Origin of the sequence: Dysgonomonas gadei ATCC BAA-286, from assembly GCF_000213555.1 — a bacterium.
GTDB lineage: Bacteria > Bacteroidota > Bacteroidia > Bacteroidales > Dysgonomonadaceae > Dysgonomonas > Dysgonomonas gadei.
This window is the reverse complement of the sequence record NZ_GL891983.1, coordinates 191,375-211,184: the sequence shown is the minus strand read 5'-3', so window position 1 is coordinate 211,184 and position 19,810 is coordinate 191,375. Positions and strand designations below refer to the sequence as shown.

Genomic DNA, 19,810 nt, shown 5'->3' with positions numbered 1-19,810 from the left:
GAAAAAAGGATTAATTTAAAAATTTAAAGAATTATGAATAAAACTGGCTCTAATTTATTATTTTTAGCCATAGGTGCGGCATTAGGTGCTGCTGTAGGCTATGTTGCAGCTTCTGATAAGAAAGAAGAATGGTTAAAAGATATAAACAGCCTTGTAGATAAAGTAAAAGGCAATGTAAAACATGCAGCAGGCAGAGGCCGGGAAAAAATAGATGAGTTGAGAAACGATGTTGAATGACCAGAAAACAGACAAAAGCTTAAATACTCTGGTTGAAGAAATCAAATTAGAACTATTAAGCTATATCAACAAAAGAATTCGGCTGTTTAAGCTGGATGCTTTTGAGAAGTTGAGTATCTCGGCTTCTGCAGTAGGATATGGCTTAATAGTTCTGTCTATTATCGCTGTACTCATGTTCTTCCTGCTCATCGGGCTGGCATTTTTTATAGGAGAACTTCTAAGTAGCCTGGCAGCCGGATTCGGTATTATGGCCCTGTTTTCTTTATTCGTCTTATTCGTAGTTTTTCTGTTCAGGAGAAAGATAAAAGAATCTATCCTGAATGCTACTATAAACTTTTTCAGAGGAATGGAGGATAATGATGAGAAATAAATTAACACCATTAGAAGAACTCCGTCAGGAAAAAGCAATAGCAAGGCGTGAGTGCGCTGAGAGTGAAGAGCGTCTGGGTGAACACTGGACGTACCTTTCCGATAACGCAGGCCCTCTCCTTTTTCAGAGCGCGATGAATACGATACTTCGCCAATTCGGATTCGGGCCCAAAGAGAAATCTAAAGATACCGAAGATGCTGGAGGTGTAGCACACAGTGGCTTGCTGGGTAGTCTGATGGCATATTATCCTATTGTATGGGAAATCGTGCAACCGATGCTGCTGCGTTTTGTTGTCAAAAAGATAAAGTCTATTTTCTCGGGAAAGAAAAAGAAAAGGCGGAGAGACTGTGACGAAGACGATGATTAATTCAATCGAAAAAGAAATAACAGGAGACAAGGGAGTGGCGAAGAGCCGTTTTCTTGTTTTTTGTTCATAGATAAATGTTTACAAAAAAAATCAATGATATACAGCACAAAATGAATGTGTATGGTAAAGAGAAACGGCCATTTCTCTTTGCTGTTAACTTTGACCTGACCGAAGGCTTTATTTTACAGAATCCTCTCGCGCAGACAGAGATATTATTCGATGTAAGAGGGCAGGGTAATTCTCCTGTAAAAAAAGCAATTGAAAACGATATACAATTTAGTATGAACCCTCTTACTTATGGTGTCTATAAAGCGAAATTCGATATTGTCCACCAAGGTTTATTAAAAGGTTATTCTTATCTGACTAATCTGACTATAAAGACACCAATATCTACCAATCTATCATTCCCAGATATTTTTGCATATAGTGATGCTCTTTATAAACTGCTATTGCCCGGACGTTTCGTCTGTTTTTCACCTGAACGGTTTGTGAAAATATCGGGTAGGATTATATCTACCAACCCGATGAAAGGGACGATAGATGCCTCTATTCCCGACGCCGCGCGGATAATCCTGAACGACTATAAAGAAACGGCGGAACACAATACGATAGTAGACCTGTTGCGCAACGACCTGAGTATTGTAGCCGATAATGTAAAAGTCAGCAGATTCAGGTATATAGACCGGATAAAGACTAACAAGACTGACATCTTACAGGTTAGCTCCGAAATCACAGGACGGTTGCAGGATAATAATGCTGATAACTTAGGTGATATCATTTTCGGGATGCTTCCCGCCGGGTCTATATCAGGCGCACCAAAACCGGCAACCTTGGATATTATCAGAGAGGCTGAGAGCGACCCCCGTGGATACTATACCGGAATATTCGGCTACTATGACGGTAAAGAACTCGATACGGCGGTAATGATACGTTTCATAGAAGAGTTCGATGGCCGGTACTATTTCCGGAGTGGGGGAGGTATAACTGCCTATAGTGATTGTGAGAGCGAATATAAAGAGGTACTAAGTAAGATCTATTTACCAATAATATGAGACAACCTGTTTTTACCGAAGCATTAAAAATACTGGACGGTAAGTTCTACAACCTGCCTTTTCATCAGGAACGTATTTTTCGTACGTCAAAGACCTTTTTCGCAAAACCGACTTCAGTTGACTTATCGGAAGGCGATATTCCACCCGAATACAGGAACGGAATAGTAAAATGCCGTATAATATATTCAGACCATGTGATGGGCCTTGAATATCAATATTATAAGTTCAGAATAATCCGAAAACTTAAATTGGTTGTTGATGATAGTATCGACTACTCTTTTAAATATGCGGACAGGCACAATATAGATAATCTTCTCTCCCAAAAATACGATTGTGATGATATTTTAATTGTAAAGAATGGTTGCATAACCGACACATCATTCAGTAATGTCGTGTTCAGAAATGATTCGGGCCTATACACACCTGCTTCTTATCTGCTGGCGGGAACTAAACGCCGGCTATTGCTAGAGCAGGGCGTTATACAAGAGAAAGAGATCAAAGCAGAGGATATAAAAGAGTATTCAAGGCTATACATAATCAATGCCATGATAGACCTTGAAGATAATGTAAGTCTTGATACATCCGATCTTATATAGAGCCTATTTCAATAAGTTACTTTTTACAATAGTCTCTACTCTGGTTTTGGTCGAATCAGTCGAAATAGCTGTGACATCTCCCGTACAGTTAGTAAAGTACACATAGTTGCCATTATCATTGAAGCGATATACTTTACAACCTTCATGTTCGAAAAGATAATCGACCTTGTATGTCTGATTATTGTCAGAATTTCTACGTTCAATAGGCAGTGAAGGGCTGCATGATGACAAGCCCGCAATTAATGTGCCGGCTAATAATGATGTAAAGAGTGCTTTCATATCCGTATTCTTTATTTCGTTAGACTTCCTGTCCTACTCATCGTCTTTTCTCTTCGGATCGTACTTCTTTCCTGCAAAAATATCATATCTGCGGAACTCGCATTGCAATGAACCATTAACAAGCTGTATTTTCTTAGATGGTTTAAGTCCTATTTTATCGAAGCATTCTTTCTTATAACTGAGTACCCATGCCGAATATCCCATAAATACATGTTTGAGGCGCTCCCCTATCATTTCATACAAACCACTCAGGTCTTCCGGTTTTATACGCTCTCCATAGGGTGGATTAGTAACCAATATTCCTTTTTCGGCAGGTGCCTGTGTGTATTTTTCGAAAGGCTTCATCTCGAGATTGATATGACGTTCCAAGCCTGCGCCCTTAACATTTTTTGCGGCTATGTCGATAGCTTCCGCAGAAATATCCGACCCATAAATTTTATAATTAAATTCACGTTCTCCGCTATCATCGTTGTATATGGTCTCGAAAAGGTCTGCATTGAAATTCTTCCACTTTTCGAAAGCAAAATTCTTCCGGTATATACCCGGAGGTACATTCATGGCTATCATAGCAGCTTCGATAAGCAGTGTCCCTGAACCGCACATCGGATCCACAAAGTCGGATTCGCCCCGCCATCCTGTTTTAAGTATCATTCCTGCTGCCAGCACTTCGTTCAGAGGTGCTTCTGTCTGGGCTACACGGTATCCTCTTTTATGCAATGATTCGCCCGAACTGTCGAATGACAAAGTACATTTGTCATGCGCGACGTGAAAATTGATCAGCAGGTCGGGATTCTTTGTGTCCACAGACGGGCGTTTACCTGTTTTTTGCATAAAGTAGTCGGCAATAGCATCCTTTACACGATAGGCAACAAACTTAGAGTGGGTGAAATAGTCGGAAAAAGTGATGGCGTCGATGGCAAAAGTGCTGTCTTCCGTCAGGTGTTCATACCAGTTCATTGCCTTTACCCTCTTGTATATTTCATCCGTGTTCTTGGCTTTGAACTCAAATACGGGACGAAGTATGCGTAAGGCTGTCCGGCAGTGTATATTTGCTTTATAGAGCATTGCCAGATCTCCTTCGAAGGAAACCATACGTTTACCTATTTCCAGATTGTTTGCGCCAAGTCCGGTAAGCTCTTCGGCCAGAACATCTTCAAGGCCTGCCATCGTTTTGGCTATCATTGTAAACTCTTTCTTTATCATCGTTTGCTTATCGGCTTATAGTTTTATCTTTTTCGACTTCCCTTTCGATTCGTTGTGGAAAGCATCTACTGCGGTGACTACATATTTATATTCCTTCTTACCACCTTCGTAGGGCAACACAAGGCTGCTATCCCGTGTTATGGCCACAATATACTGAGGATTATCCAGGTTCTCTTTCTCTCCTTTTGCAAAACGGTAAACCACATAGTATTGCGCTGTCTCGGGATCGTATTTGTCCGAATTGCTTTTCCAACTCAATGTATGGGAGGTCGCTGTATAGGATTCCTCCACCTTATTCACCTTCTTAGGGCTTTTGTTGTGCATATGCTTATATGCCGGAATAAGGGCAGGGTATTTGTGATAATTATTTTTCAATTGGGTAGCAATACCCTTATAGTTATCCAATAATTCGTATGCCGGCCAGAAACAGTTGCCATGTACAGTTGTAAAACTACGCGATAACACCATCTTTTCATTCAGCTGATTATCACCCGATGGCTGTGTATTAGCATCCATTGTCCGTTTTACATCCTGACCGATATAAAGATGCTGGTCGTAATTATTGAACGCCCACCATTTGATCAGGGTTTTATAATCGGCGGCTTTGTGCCCTATCTCCCAATATACCTGAGGCATATTGTAATCTATCCAGCCATTTTTTACCCATAGCTTAACATCGGCATACAGGTCATCATAATTTTGTAGCCCATTAGTATCGCTTCCAGAACCGTCAGTGGTACTTTTCTTATTGCGGTAAATACCAAACGGGCTGATTCCGAACCTTACCCACGGTTTTGAAGTCATTAGGGTATGTTTTATCTCCTGTATCAGCAAATTCACATTGTTGCGCCGCCAGTCGGTCAGTTGATTCTGAGAGAAGCCCTGTTGTTTTGCATATGTATTAAAGCTGTTGTTATCAGGGAATCCTTCTCCGGCAATAGGGTAAGGATAGAAGTAATCGTCCATATGTATAGCATCTACTTCGTAACGCATTACAATATCTTTTACCACATCGCAGATAAATTTACGGTTGGCGGGGATGCCCGGGTCGAAATAGATTTTACCCCCGTATTTTAGAAATCGTTCAGGATGTTTATGATATATATGGCTTTTTGCGAAGATATCATTTTCGCTGGCCGATACACGGTAAGGATTGAGCCAGGCATGCAGTTCCATATTGCGTTTGTGGCATTCTTCCACAAGGAATGCCAGAGGGTCGAATCCTCCTTCGGGAGCTACTCCTTGTGTTCCGGTAAGAAAAGCGCTCCAAGGTTCCAGTTCCGATTTATAGAATGCATCAGCATAAGGACGTGCCTGGAAAATAACGGCATTGATACCTTCGGCATGAAGTTCATCCAGTGTTTTTATGAAGTATGTTTTCAACTGTGATACTGTCATTGTCCTGTACCTTGTCTGCCAGGCTGTACTTAGCCATGCGCCACGGAATTCTCTCTTAGGATGGGCTATGTCGGTAAATGTAACACGTTGTTGCTGGGTTTTACAGGAGGACAGTATAGATAGAACTGCAACTATAAGGAGCAGATGGAGGGCTTTATTTTTATTCATGGAGTTTGTTTAAAATATGTATTTATTTTTTATAGTGTAAATAAACTTTCACCGGATAATGGTCTGATGGCAAACGGGTTTCGGCTTCAGTAGAGAATACTTCTTTCGGAAAATCCCCGACATGCAGCTCTTTGCTGTTTTCAACCGGAACACGGTATGTATCAGTGAGTACACCATAGCGATCAACTTCAAATTTGCCGCTTACGAATATATGGTCGATACGGCTGTTAGTCATCAGATTAGGCTTGAATGCATTAAATGTTCCATTCAGCGCGTAACGAACTCCGGCTTTCTCATACGAATCGAACAGGATATTCGAATTCGCCAATAGTTTATAACTTTCGTGGGTTTGATCCACATTGAAGTCGCCTGTCAGTATAACAGCATCTTTACCGCACATTTCCTCTATCTTTTTCAGTACCAGTTGGGCGCTGTGCCTGCGGGCTTCTACGCCTACATGATCCATGTGCAGATTGAAGAACCATATTTTTTTCTTCTTTTTCCTGTCTTTAAATTGAGCCCATGTACAGATACGCGGCAGAGCTGCATCCCAGCCTTTATTCGGAAAGTCTGTTTGTTCGGCCATCCAGAAATGCCCTGATTTCAGCAGTTCAAACCTGTCTTTTTTGTAAAATATAGGAGCATATTCTCCTGCGGTTTTCCCATCGTCACGGCCAACTCCTACATATCCGTACTGAGGTAATTCACGTTGTAGATCCTCCAGCTGATTATGAAGCACTTCTTGCGTGCCCAGAATGTCGAAATCGTTGAACGAGATCAGTTTTGTGATTACAGGACAGCGGCGTTGCCATCCGTTGCCTTTCTCCGCATCGCCCTGATTGTTGTAACGGATATTATAGCTACCCACTACTAAATCCTGCGCGTAGATAAAACTCACACATAGGAATACAAAAACCGATAAAGAAATAGTTTTTTTCATAAGGAAAAATATATCAGAAGTAATAATCGTTAATATGTACTTACAAAAGTAGGAATAATAACTAAGATGTCTTTTATATAAAGTAAAGTAAACGCATGATTATATAAAATTTGAGTTCAAATCAGCTATTTATTAAAAAAGTAACAAAGGTAACACATGTTTCAGTTAACAGTCAACGGTTAGCAGTTAACAGAAATACAGTTTTTCAACTTATTGCTTATTGTTTAAGACTCATTACTTGTTGAAAAGGTAACAAAGGTTACACTTTTTCACTTATTACTTCTACCCTCTCTGTAAGTCCCCCTTGGGGGATTTAGGGGGCTGTTCATTCTTTCAAAGAACTATAGCTAATAGTCTTTAGCTACCGGCTCTAATTATATAGATAAACTTTCCTAAAACTTATTACATGTTTGCCCTGTTTGCATAAATACTTTACTTTTGTTATAGTTAAAAAAATACCGATGAAACAGATTTTACCATATATATTATTTCTCTTTTTTATAACTTCAATATTCGCCGGCGAACCGATAAGGATAGGTGTGATAACTGATACGCACTACCTTTCGGAGAAACTGATGGATGATGGTTATGCATTACAGGATTATATACAGGTGAGCGGGAAAAATATAAAAGATGTTCCTGCAGTACTGGATAAAGTATTGGATGATTATCTGCATAGCGATATACAAGTATTGCTGGTAAGTGGTGATATGACAAAAGACGGCGAAAAGCAGAGCCATCTCGATTTTGTAAATAAATTGAAACCCTTACAGGATAAGGGGGTAAAAGTATTCGTTATTCCCGGCAACCACGATATAAATATGCCTAATGCAGTAGAGTATAAAGGGAATAAGACTCTGCCTGTACCGAATGTAACTCCCAAAGAATTCACGGATATTTATGCTTCATGCGGATACAATAACGCTTTACTGAGAGATACGGCGTCGTTGAGCTATGTGGCTCTACTTGATGCTCATACCTGGCTTGTGGCTATAGATGCGGCAAGGTATAAAGAATATACGACCCGGAGTATTTCGGGCGGAAAGATCTCTTCTGATACCGAAAAGTGGCTTATTGAAGTTTTGGATGAAGCCAGGTTGCAGAATGTAACTGTAATAGGTATGATGCACTGGGGACTGACAGAACATATCGTATACCAGTCTATGTTCTTCAAAGATTATCTGGTAGATGAGTGGACACGTTTTGCAAATCTTTTTGCAGATAAGGGAATGAAGGCTGTTTTTACGGGGCATTTTCATTCCAATGATATATCGGCTTTTACCTCTGATAAAGGAAATACGATATATGATATTGAGACTGGGACATTATCAGGCTATCCCTTTTCTTATCGCTTTATAGAATTGAGTGAAAAAGGGATGGATATAAAAACAAAAAATGTAACTTCGTTACCGGATAATCCGGCATTGGCAGAGGAGGATGAGCAACGTATGCAGTCTTTATCTAACAAATTAGCTGTCCAAAAGCTGAAAGGGATGGGTTTTAATTTACCTGATGATGTGTCGAAGCAATTCGCAGACGTGTTGTCCCGGATATTTATATTACATCTGTACGGAGATGAAAAGCCGGATGAGAAATTGAAACAATCGATGCTCAGTTTATCCAAAGCAATGGAAACCCCTATGGATATGGAAGATTTGCAGATAGACTTTCCTCCTGACGATAATAATGTGCAGATTACTTTTTAATGAAAGGAATCTAAAAATATAAAACTATGCTACAATTATCACTATATCCGGATCAGATCGAAGCCGGATGCGACGAAGCCGGGCGAGGCTGTCTGGCAGGGCCTGTATTTGCTGCTGCTGTGATACTGCCGAAGGATTTTGAATGTGAGAAACTAAATGATTCTAAACAACTGACCGAAAAAGAACGATATAACCTGCGTCCTCTTATCGAGGAGAGGGCTTTAGCCTGGGCTGTAGGAATTGTGGATCATAAAGAGATAGATAAGATAAATATACTCAACGCGTCTTTTCTGGCTATGCAGCGGGCTGTAGCTTCATTGAAGATCAGGCCACAGCATTTATTGATCGACGGCAACAGGTTTAAGAAATATGAAGATATACCCCACACATGTGTGGTGAAGGGGGATGGTAAGTTATTGCCTATCGCAGCAGCATCTGTTCTTGCCAAGACGTACAGGGACGATTATATGGAGAAACTGCATGGGGAGTATCCTCTGTATGACTGGGATCATAATAAGGGTTATCCTACAAAGAAACACCGCCTTGCTATAAAGGCGTATGGGGTAACTCCTTATCACCGGCTTACATTTAATCTTACGGAAAAACAGCTGAAACTTGAATTTTAGCAGTTAAAAAAATCCTGCTTAGCGCCGAGACCTTAGTGACCGAATTTCCCTTCGAAATCTTTTGAAATTTCATTCAGGAAATAAAGTGTACTCTTGCGTGTATTTACTCTGAATTCCTGTATATTATCATTAAGTTCGAGAGCGTTGTCAGTAATAAAGTCTTCCGCCCGTATTACACGGGGCAGTAGTTTGTCATTCGCCTGGTTTTCATATAAATAAGATATGTCAGTCACTTCCAGTACGCATTTGTCCTGAAACAGGAATCCGTTTATACGGTACCTCATAATCATTTTTTCGCGGACACCTTTCGAATTTGCAGGCAGAAGTAGTTCTATCCTCGATTTGGCAATGAACTCATTATTCTTCGTATCGTGACGTACACTTGAGATAAAAGGGTCTTTACCATAATTAATGATAGCCCACTCTTTCAGTATTTTATAGTTGGCTTCTGTGGAAATATCTTTATTGGATGGAATCTCTTTTAAAAATGTGACTTTTCCTTCAATAACGGGAACGTTAATGAAGCTCTCACCCGATTTGACAACTTGAGAGAAACATACGGCAGAGAGCATGGAGCAAATAGTATAGAGTATTAGTTTTTTCATAGTTTGAGTCATTCGTGTGCTGCAAATATAGGAATATATTTGAAAACTCAAAGAACGAGAAGACTCTATTTCGTTTTTACGATTGTATGGCTTCCAGATGATTTTTTAATGTATTAGAGTACATTTCCAGCATCTTATCCCACACAAAGTCATAGTCGATATAATCGAGATCTATTTTCTGTATTTGCTTATCCAGATAAGATTTAAAGCTTTCCAGTTGCTCGGATGTATACTTGTCATTGAACTTGCTTACTTTGTAAAACATGTCATAGGCCATATAATTACATGGGAATATTTCATAGTTGGAGTGTATTTCCTTATCTATGATTTTGGCAGCCAGTTCAGGCTGTAAACGTTTGTCCGGCTCTGTAATCTTATCTAGTTCGGGATTGATACAATTTCCGAAGCGGAATATCACATTTCCTTTCTGTCCCAGTATGCCGATTTCCATGTTCAGAAGATCGTCGCGTTGAGATTTCTTAAAATCAGGATCATCGCGTTTTTGTTGAAATTCTTTGGCTTTCAGATAATCACACGGGTCATATTCATATGAGATGGAAAGTGGTATAAGATTCAGTTCTTTCAGGCTTTCGATGAACGGTTTATCTTCCGGATACAATGCCAACATTTTCAGCAGGCTGTCCTGCGTTCTGTCATCTGAATTTTTAGCCCGGCCTTCACGCTGCGCGATCCATACCGATTCACCTTTCGATGATATTACATGATGTATATATTCAGACAGGTGCTTAGATGCGATTAGTCTCTCTTTTATAGAAAGGCCTCGTCTTACTATAAAGCTCTTATTGAGTCTCACCAACTTATCTATCCAGGGATGGATAAGCAGATTGTCGCCAATGGCGATTTCTGTCGTTTTGAATCCTTCCTTATGGCGGAGTATATTCAACAATCCGGCATCCAGTACAATATCCCTATGGTTGGATAAAAAGAGGTGTTGTACCGATTTGTCGATGGTTTCCCATTTGTCGCCTTTGATACTGGTTGCTACTTTCATACCCAGCATCGTTACCACCGGGTATATCATCTCTGCCTGAAACTGTTCTTTGGATTTATATCTCAGCATTTCGGCCGAAAATTCATCCCAGTCTATATTAGGTATTATATATTTTACAGCATGCTGAAACCCGGGATCTACCAGTATATCCTGAATGGCTTGTTCCACCTCATGGTCGTATAGAGGTGCTATGTCGTCAAATTTATTACTCATAACCGTAGGTAATCGTAAGTATTAATGATATATTCTATAGTTATAACTGCTCATTGTATTTATACTTAACAAAGCAATAAAAAGGTCTGTGACCTAAAATTCAATTCGCGTTAAATTCGTTTTCTATAATTTCCGTCAGCACATCAGTTATATTTAATCCTGCTGCAGCTACCTGCTGAGGAATAAAACTGGTCTGTGTCATGCCGGGAACGGTATTTACTTCCAGTAAGTACGGCATATTGTCGGAGATGATAAAATCTACCCTGATAATACCTTTGGCTCCTACCATATCATATATTCTGCGAGTTAATCGCTGTATCTCGTTTGTCATTTCGTCCGGTATACGGGCAGGAGTAATTTCCTCTACCTGACCCTCATATTTAGCTTCATAGTTAAAAAACTCATTAGGAGTGACTACCTCAGTAATAGGAAAGACCACTTCTTTACCCTTTATTTTATAACAGCCGCAGGTGACTTCCTGTCCACTGATAAAGCTCTCGATAATTACTTCGGGTGTTTCGCCGAATGCAATGTCTATAGCTTTTTGCAGTTGTTCTATCGATTTCACTTTCGTTGTAGCAAAACTCGAACCTCCTGTGTTTGGCTTTACAAACATAGGAAATCCCAGTTTTGCAGCGATGTCATCTATGCTGCATCTCGTATCTTTATTCAAATATAACGAATCTGCTACTCTTATCCCAAAGTTTTTAAGAAAATTATTGCAGACAAATTTGTTCATGGTCAGAGAAGAAGCCATCATGCCGCACGTAGAATAGGGGATATTGAGCATATCGAAGTAGCCTTGCAAGCGGCCATCTTCGCCCGGTGTACCATGTATAATAATGAAAGCGAAGTCAAATTTTATATTCATGCCCTTTTCCGGATATGTAAAGCTGAAATCATTTTTATCGACAGGATATGTCACACCATCTGCATCGACAGTCCAGCTTTCTCTAACGATTCTAACTTTGTGAATATTGTATTTTTCTTTATCCAAAAAGGAATAAACGCCGGACATACTTTTTTCCGATACTACTATTTCGGAAGAATATCCTCCCCATACTATGGCGATGTTTCGTTTCATTGGTCAATTAAACTTGATGATTAAGGTCACAGACCTATTTATTACTTTTATATGTAAAACAATAACTGATAGTTATGTTTATAAATCCTTTTCAGTTCCTTCTTATATTTCCCTGTTGGCTATGTATCCCCGCCATTTTTCGAGCAGTTGGCTCATATCATCCGGTATAGGTGCTTCGAACATAAGTTCTTTTCCTGTACGTGGTTGTATGAAACCCAGTGTTTGCGCATGTAGCGCTTGGCGCGGACATATATTGAAGCAATTCTGAACGAACTGCTTGTATTTTGCAAAATGAGTTCCTTTCAGTACCTCGTTGCCTCCGTACCGTTCGTCGTTGAACAAAGTATGGCCTATGTATTTCATATGCACACGTATCTGATGAGTGCGTCCTGTTTCTAGACAGCATTGTACCAATGTTACATAACCAAGGCGTTCAAGTACCTTCTAGTGTGTAACAGCGGATTTACCGTGTTCCCCGTCTTTGAAAACGGTCATTAACATACGGTCTTTCAGATCGCGGCCAATATTGCCTTCTATACGTCCTTCATCCTCTTCGATCGCACCCCAAACGAGCGCTACATATTGGCGCTTTGTGGTTTTGTTGAAAAACTGAGCGGATAGATGTGCTTTCGCATAAGCATTTTTTGCCACTACAATCAGTCCTGAGGTGTCTTTGTCGATGCGGTGGACAATCCCCAGACGCGGGTCCTTGGCGTCATATTCGGGAGTGTCTTTCAGTAGGTAAGCTACAGCATTTACAAGGGTTCCCTGATAATTCCCGAATCCCGGGTGTACGACCAGTCCCGGCGGTTTATTTATAACCATCAGGTCATCATCTTCATAAACTACATCCAGTGGTATATCTTCCGGGATAATTTCCAGTTCGCGTGGCGGACGGTTCATCACTACGGATATAACGTCGAGCGGTTTTATCTTATAGTTTGATTTTACAGGATTATCGTTTACCAGAATACAATTTGCTTCTGCAGCTTGCTGTATTCTGTTGCGTGATACACCCACGATATGCATTGCCAGATATTTGTCGATGCGTATCATACCCTGTCCCTTGTCGGCTACAAACCGGTAATGTTCGTATAGGCCCGAATCTTCCTGTCCTTCGGTTAATTCATCTTCCGGAAGGTCTTCTATGTTGTCAAAAGAATCGTTCATCATTATTGAAAGAAAGATTCATCTATATTAGTATCCGCATCGGGAATGCTGTCTTCGAGAACTTCTCCTCCGGCGCCCACAGTCATTCTCAGTGTAGAGCCTTTCGGTATCTTTTGATTTGGAGACAGTGTTTGTCCTTTATATGAAACTGAGATGACGATGCCGGCATATGCCGACGGGACTTCATCTATGATAATCTTGTCAAATCCGAGCGAATTTAGTTGGGCTTCAGCCTGACGACGCGAATAATCTTTTAGTTCGGGTATAGCCACCATCTGAATTCCTTTGGCCTGAATGGTAAGGAAGATAGTACGTCCTTCTTTTACTTTCGATTGCTCTTTGGGTGTTTGTTCTGTAATGGCTCCGGGAACACCTCCTGTTGTAAAAATAGAATCCACAACTTCATATTGAAGGTTTGCAGCTTTGAGTATTCCTTCCGCATCTTCTACTTGTAAGCCTTTTACTGCAGGCACAACAACGGATTCGTCGTGTTTGGTATATATGCTCAAAAAGAATAATACGATAATTACCAGAACGAATCCGGCGGCAATCATCAACAATATATTCTTAACGTAAATGTTGGTCAGAAGTTTCGAAACAAAGCTTTTTTTCTCCATGTAAACAAATTAAGTAAGGTCATAGACCTATTCCATATTGAACGTGATGCAAAAATATTAAAAAATTACGGGTTTTGCTCCTTTTACATTACATATTTATGTTATTATAAGTAAAGATATCCGTAAAGAAAAAGGATAGCCAAAAATGACTATCCTTTTATATTAAGAATGAGTTATATCTTATTCCGATTTAGATATTGGTATCTGACGCTTAACTCCCTGACTAAGAGAAATCATAGTCTCGGTAGCTACAACACCAGGTATGTCCTGTATCTTATTATTCAACAAATCCATCAGATGCTCGTTATCGCGGGCATACAATTTGATAAGGATAGTGTATGGTCCTGTCGTGAAATGGGATTCGACGATTTCAGGAATCTTGTCCAGTTCAGGGATCACAGTCTTGTACATGGAGCCTCTTTCCAGTTTTACCCCGATATATGTACATGTATTATATCCCAATACTTTTGGATTTACAAAATAACCGGAACCTACTATCACATCCATCTCGATCATGCGTTGTACACGCTGATGAATGGCAGCACGGGAGACACCACACTCAAGAGCAACATCTTTGAATGGAATCCTCGCATTCTGAGATATAATCTCCAGTATCTTCTTATCAAGTTTGTCAATTTTCTGCATAATATGAGCGTTTTATCGTTATTTTAATCCAAATATAGGATATTTTTTATAAAAACAAGGCTTTTTGCTCGAAAATTTACATTGGATGTACCAAAATAGTATCTAAATCTTACTTTTTGACTTATTTCTTTTCAATATCCAATAATTCGATATCGAAGATCAAAGTAGAGAAAGGTTTGATAGTACCTCTGTCCTGTGCGCCATAAGCCAGGTCATAAGGGATATAAACAGTCCATTTAGATCCTACAGGCATCAATTGAAGTACTTCGGTCCATCCTTTGATAACAGCGCTTACATTAAATGTAGCCGGTTCTTTTCTGTCTACAGAACTGTCGAATACAGTGCCATCGAGAAGGGTACCGTGATAGTGTACTTTTACTACATCAGTAGCTGTTGGTTTTGCGCCTGTACCTTCTTTTACTATTTTGTATTGAAGTCCGTCAGGAAGAGTCACAACACCTTCTTTAGCTTTGTTTTCGTCAAGGAACTTTTGGCCTGCTTCTATCTGAGGAGTATATTGTTTCTTCAACTCTTCTTCTTGTCTAGCCTGAGCTTTGGCCTGTACTTCCTGCATTTTTACCTGGAAAAGAGACGCCGGATCGTTTACGGCAAATTTACCTTTTTTCATTGCAGTAGCCATCGCAGCTATGAAAGCGCTGGAATTGATTTTTTCTTTCGAGTCCGGTCCGTACATTTGATTGATCAAATTAGGGAACATTTGTTTCGAGATTTGTCCTCCTACAGAAATACCGGCATAATATGCAGATTTAGAATCAGGAGCATCGATGCTTTCTTTCAGCCCTTTCAGGAATTCTGCTATATTTCTTTCGTTTACTTTTAGAGTAGAGTCAAGCTTGTGTTTCATTACTTTTTGTAATGAATCTTTTTTGAAAGAATCTTGCTCTGCTTCAATTTGTCTTTTGTAAAAAGCACTCAGACCAGTAGTATCGCTAACCACACCTAACTGTTGTAAGTGCATAGAAAGACCTTGGTCATAAAGGCTTGCTCCAAAAGCATAAGAAATAGTATCGTTTTCGGTTTTCAATGAAGCATCTGACGAAACGCTTCCTCCACAAGATGTAAACAACGCTCCTACGGCTACGAAAGCACCAAGGGCAACAACTTGAATTTTTTTCATGTTTTAACTAAATAATTATTATTAAACAATATCTAAAATTTCTACTTCAAATATCAGGGTAGAGTTAGGTTCGATAGATTGTCCTGCTCCTGCTTTTCCATAAGCAAGGTTAGATGGAATGAATAGTTTCCATTTTGAACCTACGGGCATTAATTGAAGGGCTTCTACCCAACCCGGAATCACCTGATTCACACCGAATGTAGCAGGTTGTCCGCGTTCTACCGAACTATCGAATACAGTACCATCGATAAGTGTCCCGTGATAGTGGCACTTTACCTGGTCTGTTGCTTTTGGTTTAGGGCCGTTTCCTTCGTTCAGTATTTCGTATTGAAGACCACTTGGCAGAGTTACAACACCCGGTCTGTTTTTGTTGATTGCTAAAAACTCTTCTCCGGCTTTTAGGTTTACTTCAAGTCTTTCTCCCTGCAGTTTGGTGAAATAATCGTTCATTACTTCCTTTGCTTCATCATATGACATGGCAAGCGGAGCTTCGTTTATTACATCCTGCATTCCTTTCAAGAAAGCTTCAAAATCTACTTTTTTGATACCGGAACTTAAGAAGTTATTACCAATGCTTAATCCCAGAGCGTAACTGATTTTATCCATATGTATTTTTATTTTTAATTAATATTGTAAATCAGAATAATAGATATCTGATAACAAATATTAATTGTTTATTTTTATTTGCCAACAAAAGTAATTCTTTTCACGATACATTGATAAAGTTTATAGGCGAAAAAACTATATTTGTATGTTATACTTACATTTTTTTAATATTTATGAAGCATATTGTTGTTTTATCAGGTGCCGGAATGAGTGCAGAGAGTGGTATTTCCACATTCAGGGATTCCGGAGGATTGTGGGAGCAGCATTCGATAGAAGATGTAGCTACTCCGGAAGGATTCAGGCGTAACCCGCAACTTGTTCTTGATTTCTATAATGCAAGGCGGAAAGCGGCTTTTGAAGCTAAGCCCAATAAGGGGCATATAGGTCTGGCCGAAATGGAAAAAGAGTATAAAGTGTCGATAATCACTCAAAATGTGGATAGTCTTCATGAACGGGCGGGCAGTACCAATGTGATACATCTGCATGGCGAACTGGATAAGGTACGCTCTACGGCCGATCCTTCTATTATCTATACCCTTACTCCCGAAAACGCAGAGATTAAAGTGGGCGATAAATGTGAGAAAGGTTCACAGCTCCGGCCACATATTGTCTGGTTCGGAGAGGCTGTACCAATGATAGAAAAAGCCATAGAAGTAGTCCAAACTGCCGATGTCCTCGTGGTAATAGGTACTTCTCTGAATGTGTATCCTGCTGCCGGATTGTTGAATTATATTCGCCGCGACACTCCCGTTTATCTGATAGACCCGAATGAAGTAAAGGTATATCAGCAAGATATTCATTTTATAAAGAAAGGAGCATCGGAGGGAGTTGAGGAATTACGTAAGTTGCTTAAATAATGCTTTCTATGATATAAGCCTTTTTAATGTATAAACTAAAACAGAAGTATAAATGAGAAACCAACCTGTAGCATATTTGTTCGCGCTCCTGTGCCTCTTGTCTTTTTTCTTAAGTTGCGACTCATCGAAAAAGGAAAGGGTAAAATGTGATTCTACCTATAAACACTGGGTGTGGATCAATCCTCAGGAGAAAGATACAGAGGAAGAATTAGCGGTGAAGTATAAGAAATACCATGACGCCGGAATCGCAGGCATATTCTTTGAAGCCGATAGCGAGAAGCATTACCGTGCGGCAAAAAAACAAGGCCTCGAAGCGCACCGGTGGATGTGGATAATGAATAGGAGCGATGCCCTGAAATCACATCCTGAATGGGCGGCTGTAAACAGAAAGGGAGAATCCTGTGCCGACCATCCGCCATATGTGGATTATTACCGGTGGATGTGTCCTTCTCGCCCCGAGGTGGCTGATTTTCTGGTGGCTGATGTGAAAAATGCATTAGCTAAGGATTATGTGGATGGCATCCATATGGATTATGTCCGATTCAGTGATGTGGTACTGGCTGTTAATTTATGGCAGGTCTATGGAATTGTGCAAACGGAGGAACTGCCGGAATACGATTACTGTTATTGCAGTTTATGTAAGGCGAAGTTTAAAGAAGAGTACCACAAAGACCTGGATAGCATTCAATACCCGCAGGAAAGCCTTTCGTGGCGTACTTTCAGGTATGACGCGGTCACAGGCATTGTTAATAAGATAGGAGACGTCGCTAAAGCATATAACAAGCCGCTTACCGCAGCTGTTTTTCCTACTCCTGATCTTGCAAAGCGCCTTGTCCGTCAGGACTGGACGAATTGGCCTCTGGATGCGGTTTATCCGATGATCTATCATGGGTTTTATAAAGAAGAAGTGCCATGGATAGGGGATGCTACGAAACAGGGCATACGCGGTATCGACGGGCGTTTTCCTCTGTATGCAGGCTTGTTTTTACCGGATTTCAAAAATAACAGCGAACTGGAAGAAGGGATAAAATATGCACTGGAAAATGGAGCATGCGGCGTTTCTATTTTTGGAGAATTAAACGATGATGTTCTTGCTATATTGGCCAAGTACAGGACGAAGCCGGAATAAAGCCCGGGTCGGCAAGAGTATAAAAAGGCGAAATCTGTAGATATTCGCCTTTTTTTATATATGATTATTCTATTTAATATTCTCCAGTGTTTTTACCAGATAATCGTAGAATTTAGACACTGTATCTATTTCTACAAACTCGTCAGGAGAGTGGGCGTTCAGAATTGTAGGCCCAAAGGATACGATGTCCAGTCCCGGAGTGCTACCCAGGATGATACCACATTCCAGTCCGGCGTGTACAACCACTACGTGCGCTTTATCCTTATACATGGTTTCGTATAGTTTAGCCATCATATTCAGTGTGTCCGATTGAGCATTAGGCTGCCATCCCGGATAACCGTTTTCGATGGAAACTTTCGCACCTGCAAGAGCAAATACGCTTTCCAGGCTTGAGCAAATCTCATCTTTGCGGGTTTCCGAAGAACTGCGGGCTAGCATCTTTGCTGCAATATGTCCCGGTCCGGATTTGATGGATGCAAGATTGGTAGACGTTTCCACGATGCCTTCAAAATCGGTAAGCATACTGATTACACCATTTTGACAACCGACTACAGCATTAATCAAGCTATCCTGTATTTCTTCAGGTATGAGCGTCTTGGGTAAGTCTGCTTTGGCTGCTTTGAAGGATAAGTTTTGCTCTACGGCCTTGTACTCTTCCTTGAATATCTTTTCATACGATTTCACAAGCTTCAGGAAGTCTTTTTCGTCCTCTTCGGGAAGTGTCACTATGGCAACGGCTTCGCGAGGGATCGCATTACGCAACGAACCTCCGTCAATTGCCGAAAGACGTACTTCATAACTGCTCACGGCTTCTTTCAGGAAGTAGAACATAAGTTTGTTGGCGTTGGCTCTGCCCAGATGTATTTCTGTGCCTGAGTGACCTCCTCTGAGTCCTTTTAATGTGATTTTATAGGCTATATCACCTTTCGGTACTTTTGCATCTTTGAATTCCCAGTCTGCATTCACATCTGCACCTCCGGCACAACCAACACACAGTTCTCCTATTTCTTCTGTGTCTAGGTTTAGTAAGATGCTACCTGAAAGAAACCCTTTCTTCAAACCTATAGCACCTACCATGCCTACTTCTTCGTCGACAGTAAATAAAGCCTCGATTTTTCCATGCTTTAGTTTTTTGTCTTCCAGTACAGCCATCATAGCAGCCGCCCCTATACCGTTGTCAGAACCTAAAGTGGTTGACTTGGCTTTTACTTTGTTTCCGTCTATTACAGTTTCTATAGGGTCTTTAGTGAAATCATGTTTTACATCAGAATTTTTCTGAGGAACCATGTCCAGATGGGATTGGAGGATTACCACAGGGGCTTTTTCCATACCTTTTGTTGCAGGTTTGGTAATCAATATATTACCTGTCTTGTCTTGCTTAACATCCAGCCCGAGCGATTTACCAAAGTCGATGACAAATTTAGTAACCTCTTTCATCTGCCCTGTAGGGCGGGGGATTTGAGTCAAATCGTAGAAGTGCTTCCACAATTGTTGCGGTTTTAGTTTAAGTATTTCTTTCGACATACGATTATGTTTTAAAATTTACGAATAGTAACAAAGATAGGAAAATATCAGTGCGGATAATCAGCATAACAGATATTTTTAGATTATTTCCGGATGCATTACTTACAATCTGTTTTGTCGTTCCTCTTATTATATATAATGCGATCTGCTGGGATTATAATATTGTCCGTCATTATAAAAAAGGTAAAAAAGGTAACAGATATATCAGTTAACAGTAAACAGTCATCAGTGAACAACTCTTCTACTTGTACCTTGTCTACTCGTATCT

Annotated in this window: 20 protein-coding genes and 2 pseudogenes; 9 read left to right on the top strand and 13 right to left on the bottom strand. The window is 40.2% G+C overall.

Translation table 11 applies throughout. The features are described from left to right. The first annotated feature begins 33 nt into the window (after window positions 1-33). From HMPREF9455_RS10955 to HMPREF9455_RS10935, 5 genes are all read left to right on the top strand, one after another. A complete protein-coding gene (locus tag HMPREF9455_RS10955) occupies window positions 34-237 on the top strand; it encodes a YtxH domain-containing protein (RefSeq protein ID WP_006799757.1) in 204 nt (67 codons plus the stop codon). Continuing rightward, the gene (locus HMPREF9455_RS10950) at window positions 227-607 is read left to right on the top strand and encodes a phage holin family protein (protein ID WP_006799756.1); all 381 of its coding nucleotides are present in this window, start codon (window positions 227-229) and stop codon (window positions 605-607) included. The genes HMPREF9455_RS10955 and HMPREF9455_RS10950 overlap by 11 nt, the downstream gene beginning before the upstream one ends. Beyond that, window positions 594-974: a hypothetical protein gene (locus HMPREF9455_RS10945; protein WP_006799755.1), complete on the top strand. Its 381-nt coding sequence runs from the start codon at window positions 594-596 to the stop codon at window positions 972-974. Before HMPREF9455_RS10950 ends, HMPREF9455_RS10945 begins: the two co-directional genes overlap by 14 nt. Window positions 975-1,048: 74 nt before the next feature. Continuing rightward, window positions 1,049-2,026, top strand: a complete 978-nt coding sequence (locus HMPREF9455_RS10940; RefSeq protein ID WP_044215998.1) for an aminodeoxychorismate synthase component I — start codon at window positions 1,049-1,051, stop codon at window positions 2,024-2,026. Further along, window positions 2,023-2,622: an aminotransferase class IV gene (locus HMPREF9455_RS10935; protein ID WP_006799753.1), complete on the top strand. Its 600-nt coding sequence runs from the start codon at window positions 2,023-2,025 to the stop codon at window positions 2,620-2,622. The genes HMPREF9455_RS10940 and HMPREF9455_RS10935 overlap by 4 nt, the downstream gene beginning before the upstream one ends. A gap of 3 nt (window positions 2,623-2,625) precedes the next feature. On the opposite strand, the gene HMPREF9455_RS10930 is transcribed toward HMPREF9455_RS10935, so the two are convergent. From HMPREF9455_RS10930 to HMPREF9455_RS10915, 4 genes and pseudogenes are all read right to left on the bottom strand, one after another. After that, complete coding sequence (locus tag HMPREF9455_RS10930; protein WP_006799752.1) at window positions 2,626-2,901, bottom strand: DUF4884 domain-containing protein; 276 nt, start codon at window positions 2,899-2,901, stop codon at window positions 2,626-2,628. 36 nt (window positions 2,902-2,937) lie between these two features. Beyond that, window positions 2,938-4,083, bottom strand: a pseudogene (locus HMPREF9455_RS10925) (THUMP domain-containing class I SAM-dependent RNA methyltransferase); the annotation flags it as partial. Window positions 4,084-4,119: 36 nt separating this feature from the next. Next, the gene (locus HMPREF9455_RS10920) at window positions 4,120-5,670 is read right to left on the bottom strand and encodes a glycoside hydrolase family 10-like protein (protein WP_006799750.1); all 1,551 of its coding nucleotides are present in this window, start codon (window positions 5,668-5,670) and stop codon (window positions 4,120-4,122) included. 22 nt (window positions 5,671-5,692) lie between these two features. After that, complete coding sequence (locus tag HMPREF9455_RS10915) at window positions 5,693-6,610, bottom strand: endonuclease/exonuclease/phosphatase family protein (protein WP_006799749.1); 918 nt, start codon at window positions 6,608-6,610, stop codon at window positions 5,693-5,695. 461 nt (window positions 6,611-7,071) lie between these two features. Here HMPREF9455_RS10915 and HMPREF9455_RS10910 point away from each other — a divergent pair, with 461 nt between their 5' ends. Together HMPREF9455_RS10910 and HMPREF9455_RS10905 are read left to right on the top strand one after the other, a co-directional pair. Beyond that, the gene (locus HMPREF9455_RS10910; protein WP_006799748.1) at window positions 7,072-8,316 is read left to right on the top strand and encodes a metallophosphoesterase family protein; all 1,245 of its coding nucleotides are present in this window, start codon (window positions 7,072-7,074) and stop codon (window positions 8,314-8,316) included. 26 nt (window positions 8,317-8,342) lie between these two features. Further along, window positions 8,343-8,942, top strand: coding sequence for a ribonuclease HII (locus HMPREF9455_RS10905; protein WP_006799747.1), 600 nt, complete (start codon window positions 8,343-8,345; stop codon window positions 8,940-8,942). A 32-nt stretch (window positions 8,943-8,974) separates the two neighbouring features. Here HMPREF9455_RS10905 and HMPREF9455_RS10900 read toward each other — a convergent pair whose 3' ends face one another. The 8 genes and pseudogenes from HMPREF9455_RS10900 to bamJ (HMPREF9455_RS10865) form a co-directional block, all read right to left on the bottom strand. Further along, window positions 8,975-9,547 carry a DUF4468 domain-containing protein gene (locus tag HMPREF9455_RS10900; RefSeq protein ID WP_148401884.1) on the bottom strand — a complete coding sequence of 191 codons (573 nt, stop codon included), beginning with the start codon at window positions 9,545-9,547 and terminating at the stop codon, window positions 8,975-8,977. Window positions 9,548-9,623: 76 nt separating this feature from the next. Further along, window positions 9,624-10,772, bottom strand: coding sequence for a hypothetical protein (locus HMPREF9455_RS10895; protein ID WP_006799745.1), 1,149 nt, complete (start codon window positions 10,770-10,772; stop codon window positions 9,624-9,626). Between the two features lie 100 nt (window positions 10,773-10,872). Then, a complete protein-coding gene (locus tag HMPREF9455_RS10890; protein ID WP_006799744.1) occupies window positions 10,873-11,856 on the bottom strand; it encodes a D-alanine--D-alanine ligase in 984 nt (327 codons plus the stop codon). Between the two features lie 102 nt (window positions 11,857-11,958). Next, window positions 11,959-13,026, bottom strand: a pseudogene (locus tag HMPREF9455_RS10885) (RluA family pseudouridine synthase). Window positions 13,027-13,028: 2 nt separating this feature from the next. Beyond that, window positions 13,029-13,643, bottom strand: coding sequence for a PASTA domain-containing protein (locus tag HMPREF9455_RS10880; protein ID WP_006799741.1), 615 nt, complete (start codon window positions 13,641-13,643; stop codon window positions 13,029-13,031). A gap of 180 nt (window positions 13,644-13,823) precedes the next feature. Then, the gene (locus HMPREF9455_RS10875) at window positions 13,824-14,288 is read right to left on the bottom strand and encodes an Lrp/AsnC family transcriptional regulator (RefSeq protein WP_006799740.1); all 465 of its coding nucleotides are present in this window, start codon (window positions 14,286-14,288) and stop codon (window positions 13,824-13,826) included. Between the two features lie 121 nt (window positions 14,289-14,409). Then, window positions 14,410-15,426, bottom strand: coding sequence for a BamJ family beta-barrel-assembly machinery protein (gene bamJ / locus HMPREF9455_RS10870; protein ID WP_006799739.1), 1,017 nt, complete (start codon window positions 15,424-15,426; stop codon window positions 14,410-14,412). A gap of 21 nt (window positions 15,427-15,447) precedes the next feature. Further along, window positions 15,448-16,032 (bottom strand): BamJ family beta-barrel-assembly machinery protein, encoded by a 585-nt coding sequence (gene bamJ / locus HMPREF9455_RS10865; protein WP_006799738.1) that lies wholly within the window; start codon window positions 16,030-16,032, stop codon window positions 15,448-15,450. A 173-nt stretch (window positions 16,033-16,205) separates the two neighbouring features. Here bamJ (HMPREF9455_RS10865) and HMPREF9455_RS10860 point away from each other — a divergent pair, with 173 nt between their 5' ends. Both HMPREF9455_RS10860 and HMPREF9455_RS10855 read left to right on the top strand, forming a co-directional pair. Further along, window positions 16,206-16,889 carry an SIR2 family NAD-dependent protein deacylase gene (locus tag HMPREF9455_RS10860; protein ID WP_006799737.1) on the top strand — a complete coding sequence of 228 codons (684 nt, stop codon included), beginning with the start codon at window positions 16,206-16,208 and terminating at the stop codon, window positions 16,887-16,889. 52 nt (window positions 16,890-16,941) lie between these two features. Then, a complete protein-coding gene (locus HMPREF9455_RS10855) occupies window positions 16,942-18,018 on the top strand; it encodes a family 10 glycosylhydrolase (RefSeq protein ID WP_006799736.1) in 1,077 nt (358 codons plus the stop codon). A gap of 69 nt (window positions 18,019-18,087) precedes the next feature. Here HMPREF9455_RS10855 and HMPREF9455_RS10850 read toward each other — a convergent pair whose 3' ends face one another. Further along, window positions 18,088-19,542 carry an aminoacyl-histidine dipeptidase gene (locus HMPREF9455_RS10850; RefSeq protein WP_006799735.1) on the bottom strand — a complete coding sequence of 485 codons (1,455 nt, stop codon included), beginning with the start codon at window positions 19,540-19,542 and terminating at the stop codon, window positions 18,088-18,090. Window positions 19,543-19,810: the final 268 nt, after the last annotated feature.

Excerpts from the sequence above, each read along its gene's own strand:
- HMPREF9455_RS10955 (WP_006799757.1), top strand. The coding sequence starts at position 34 with ATGAATAAAACTGGCTCTAATTTATTATTTTTAGCCATAGGTGCGGCA.
- HMPREF9455_RS10950 (WP_006799756.1), top strand. The coding sequence starts at position 227 with ATGTTGAATGACCAGAAAACAGACAAAAGCTTAAATACTCTGGTTGAA.
- HMPREF9455_RS10945 (WP_006799755.1), top strand. The coding sequence starts at position 594 with ATGATGAGAAATAAATTAACACCATTAGAAGAACTCCGTCAGGAAAAA.
- HMPREF9455_RS10940 (WP_044215998.1), top strand. The coding sequence starts at position 1,049 with ATGTTTACAAAAAAAATCAATGATATACAGCACAAAATGAATGTGTAT.
- HMPREF9455_RS10935 (WP_006799753.1), top strand. The coding sequence starts at position 2,023 with ATGAGACAACCTGTTTTTACCGAAGCATTAAAAATACTGGACGGTAAG.
- HMPREF9455_RS10930 (WP_006799752.1), bottom strand. The coding sequence starts at position 2,901 with ATGAAAGCACTCTTTACATCATTATTAGCCGGCACATTAATTGCGGGC.
- HMPREF9455_RS10920 (WP_006799750.1), bottom strand. The coding sequence starts at position 5,670 with ATGAATAAAAATAAAGCCCTCCATCTGCTCCTTATAGTTGCAGTTCTA.
- HMPREF9455_RS10915 (WP_006799749.1), bottom strand. The coding sequence starts at position 6,610 with ATGAAAAAAACTATTTCTTTATCGGTTTTTGTATTCCTATGTGTGAGT.
- HMPREF9455_RS10910 (WP_006799748.1), top strand. The coding sequence starts at position 7,072 with ATGAAACAGATTTTACCATATATATTATTTCTCTTTTTTATAACTTCA.
- HMPREF9455_RS10905 (WP_006799747.1), top strand. The coding sequence starts at position 8,343 with ATGCTACAATTATCACTATATCCGGATCAGATCGAAGCCGGATGCGAC.
- HMPREF9455_RS10900 (WP_148401884.1), bottom strand. The coding sequence starts at position 9,547 with ATGAAAAAACTAATACTCTATACTATTTGCTCCATGCTCTCTGCCGTA.
- HMPREF9455_RS10895 (WP_006799745.1), bottom strand. The coding sequence starts at position 10,772 with ATGAGTAATAAATTTGACGACATAGCACCTCTATACGACCATGAGGTG.
- HMPREF9455_RS10890 (WP_006799744.1), bottom strand. The coding sequence starts at position 11,856 with ATGAAACGAAACATCGCCATAGTATGGGGAGGATATTCTTCCGAAATA.
- HMPREF9455_RS10880 (WP_006799741.1), bottom strand. The coding sequence starts at position 13,643 with ATGGAGAAAAAAAGCTTTGTTTCGAAACTTCTGACCAACATTTACGTT.
- HMPREF9455_RS10875 (WP_006799740.1), bottom strand. The coding sequence starts at position 14,288 with ATGCAGAAAATTGACAAACTTGATAAGAAGATACTGGAGATTATATCT.
- bamJ (WP_006799739.1), bottom strand. The coding sequence starts at position 15,426 with ATGAAAAAAATTCAAGTTGTTGCCCTTGGTGCTTTCGTAGCCGTAGGA.
- bamJ (WP_006799738.1), bottom strand. The coding sequence starts at position 16,032 with ATGGATAAAATCAGTTACGCTCTGGGATTAAGCATTGGTAATAACTTC.
- HMPREF9455_RS10860 (WP_006799737.1), top strand. The coding sequence starts at position 16,206 with ATGAAGCATATTGTTGTTTTATCAGGTGCCGGAATGAGTGCAGAGAGT.
- HMPREF9455_RS10855 (WP_006799736.1), top strand. The coding sequence starts at position 16,942 with ATGAGAAACCAACCTGTAGCATATTTGTTCGCGCTCCTGTGCCTCTTG.
- HMPREF9455_RS10850 (WP_006799735.1), bottom strand. The coding sequence starts at position 19,542 with ATGTCGAAAGAAATACTTAAACTAAAACCGCAACAATTGTGGAAGCAC.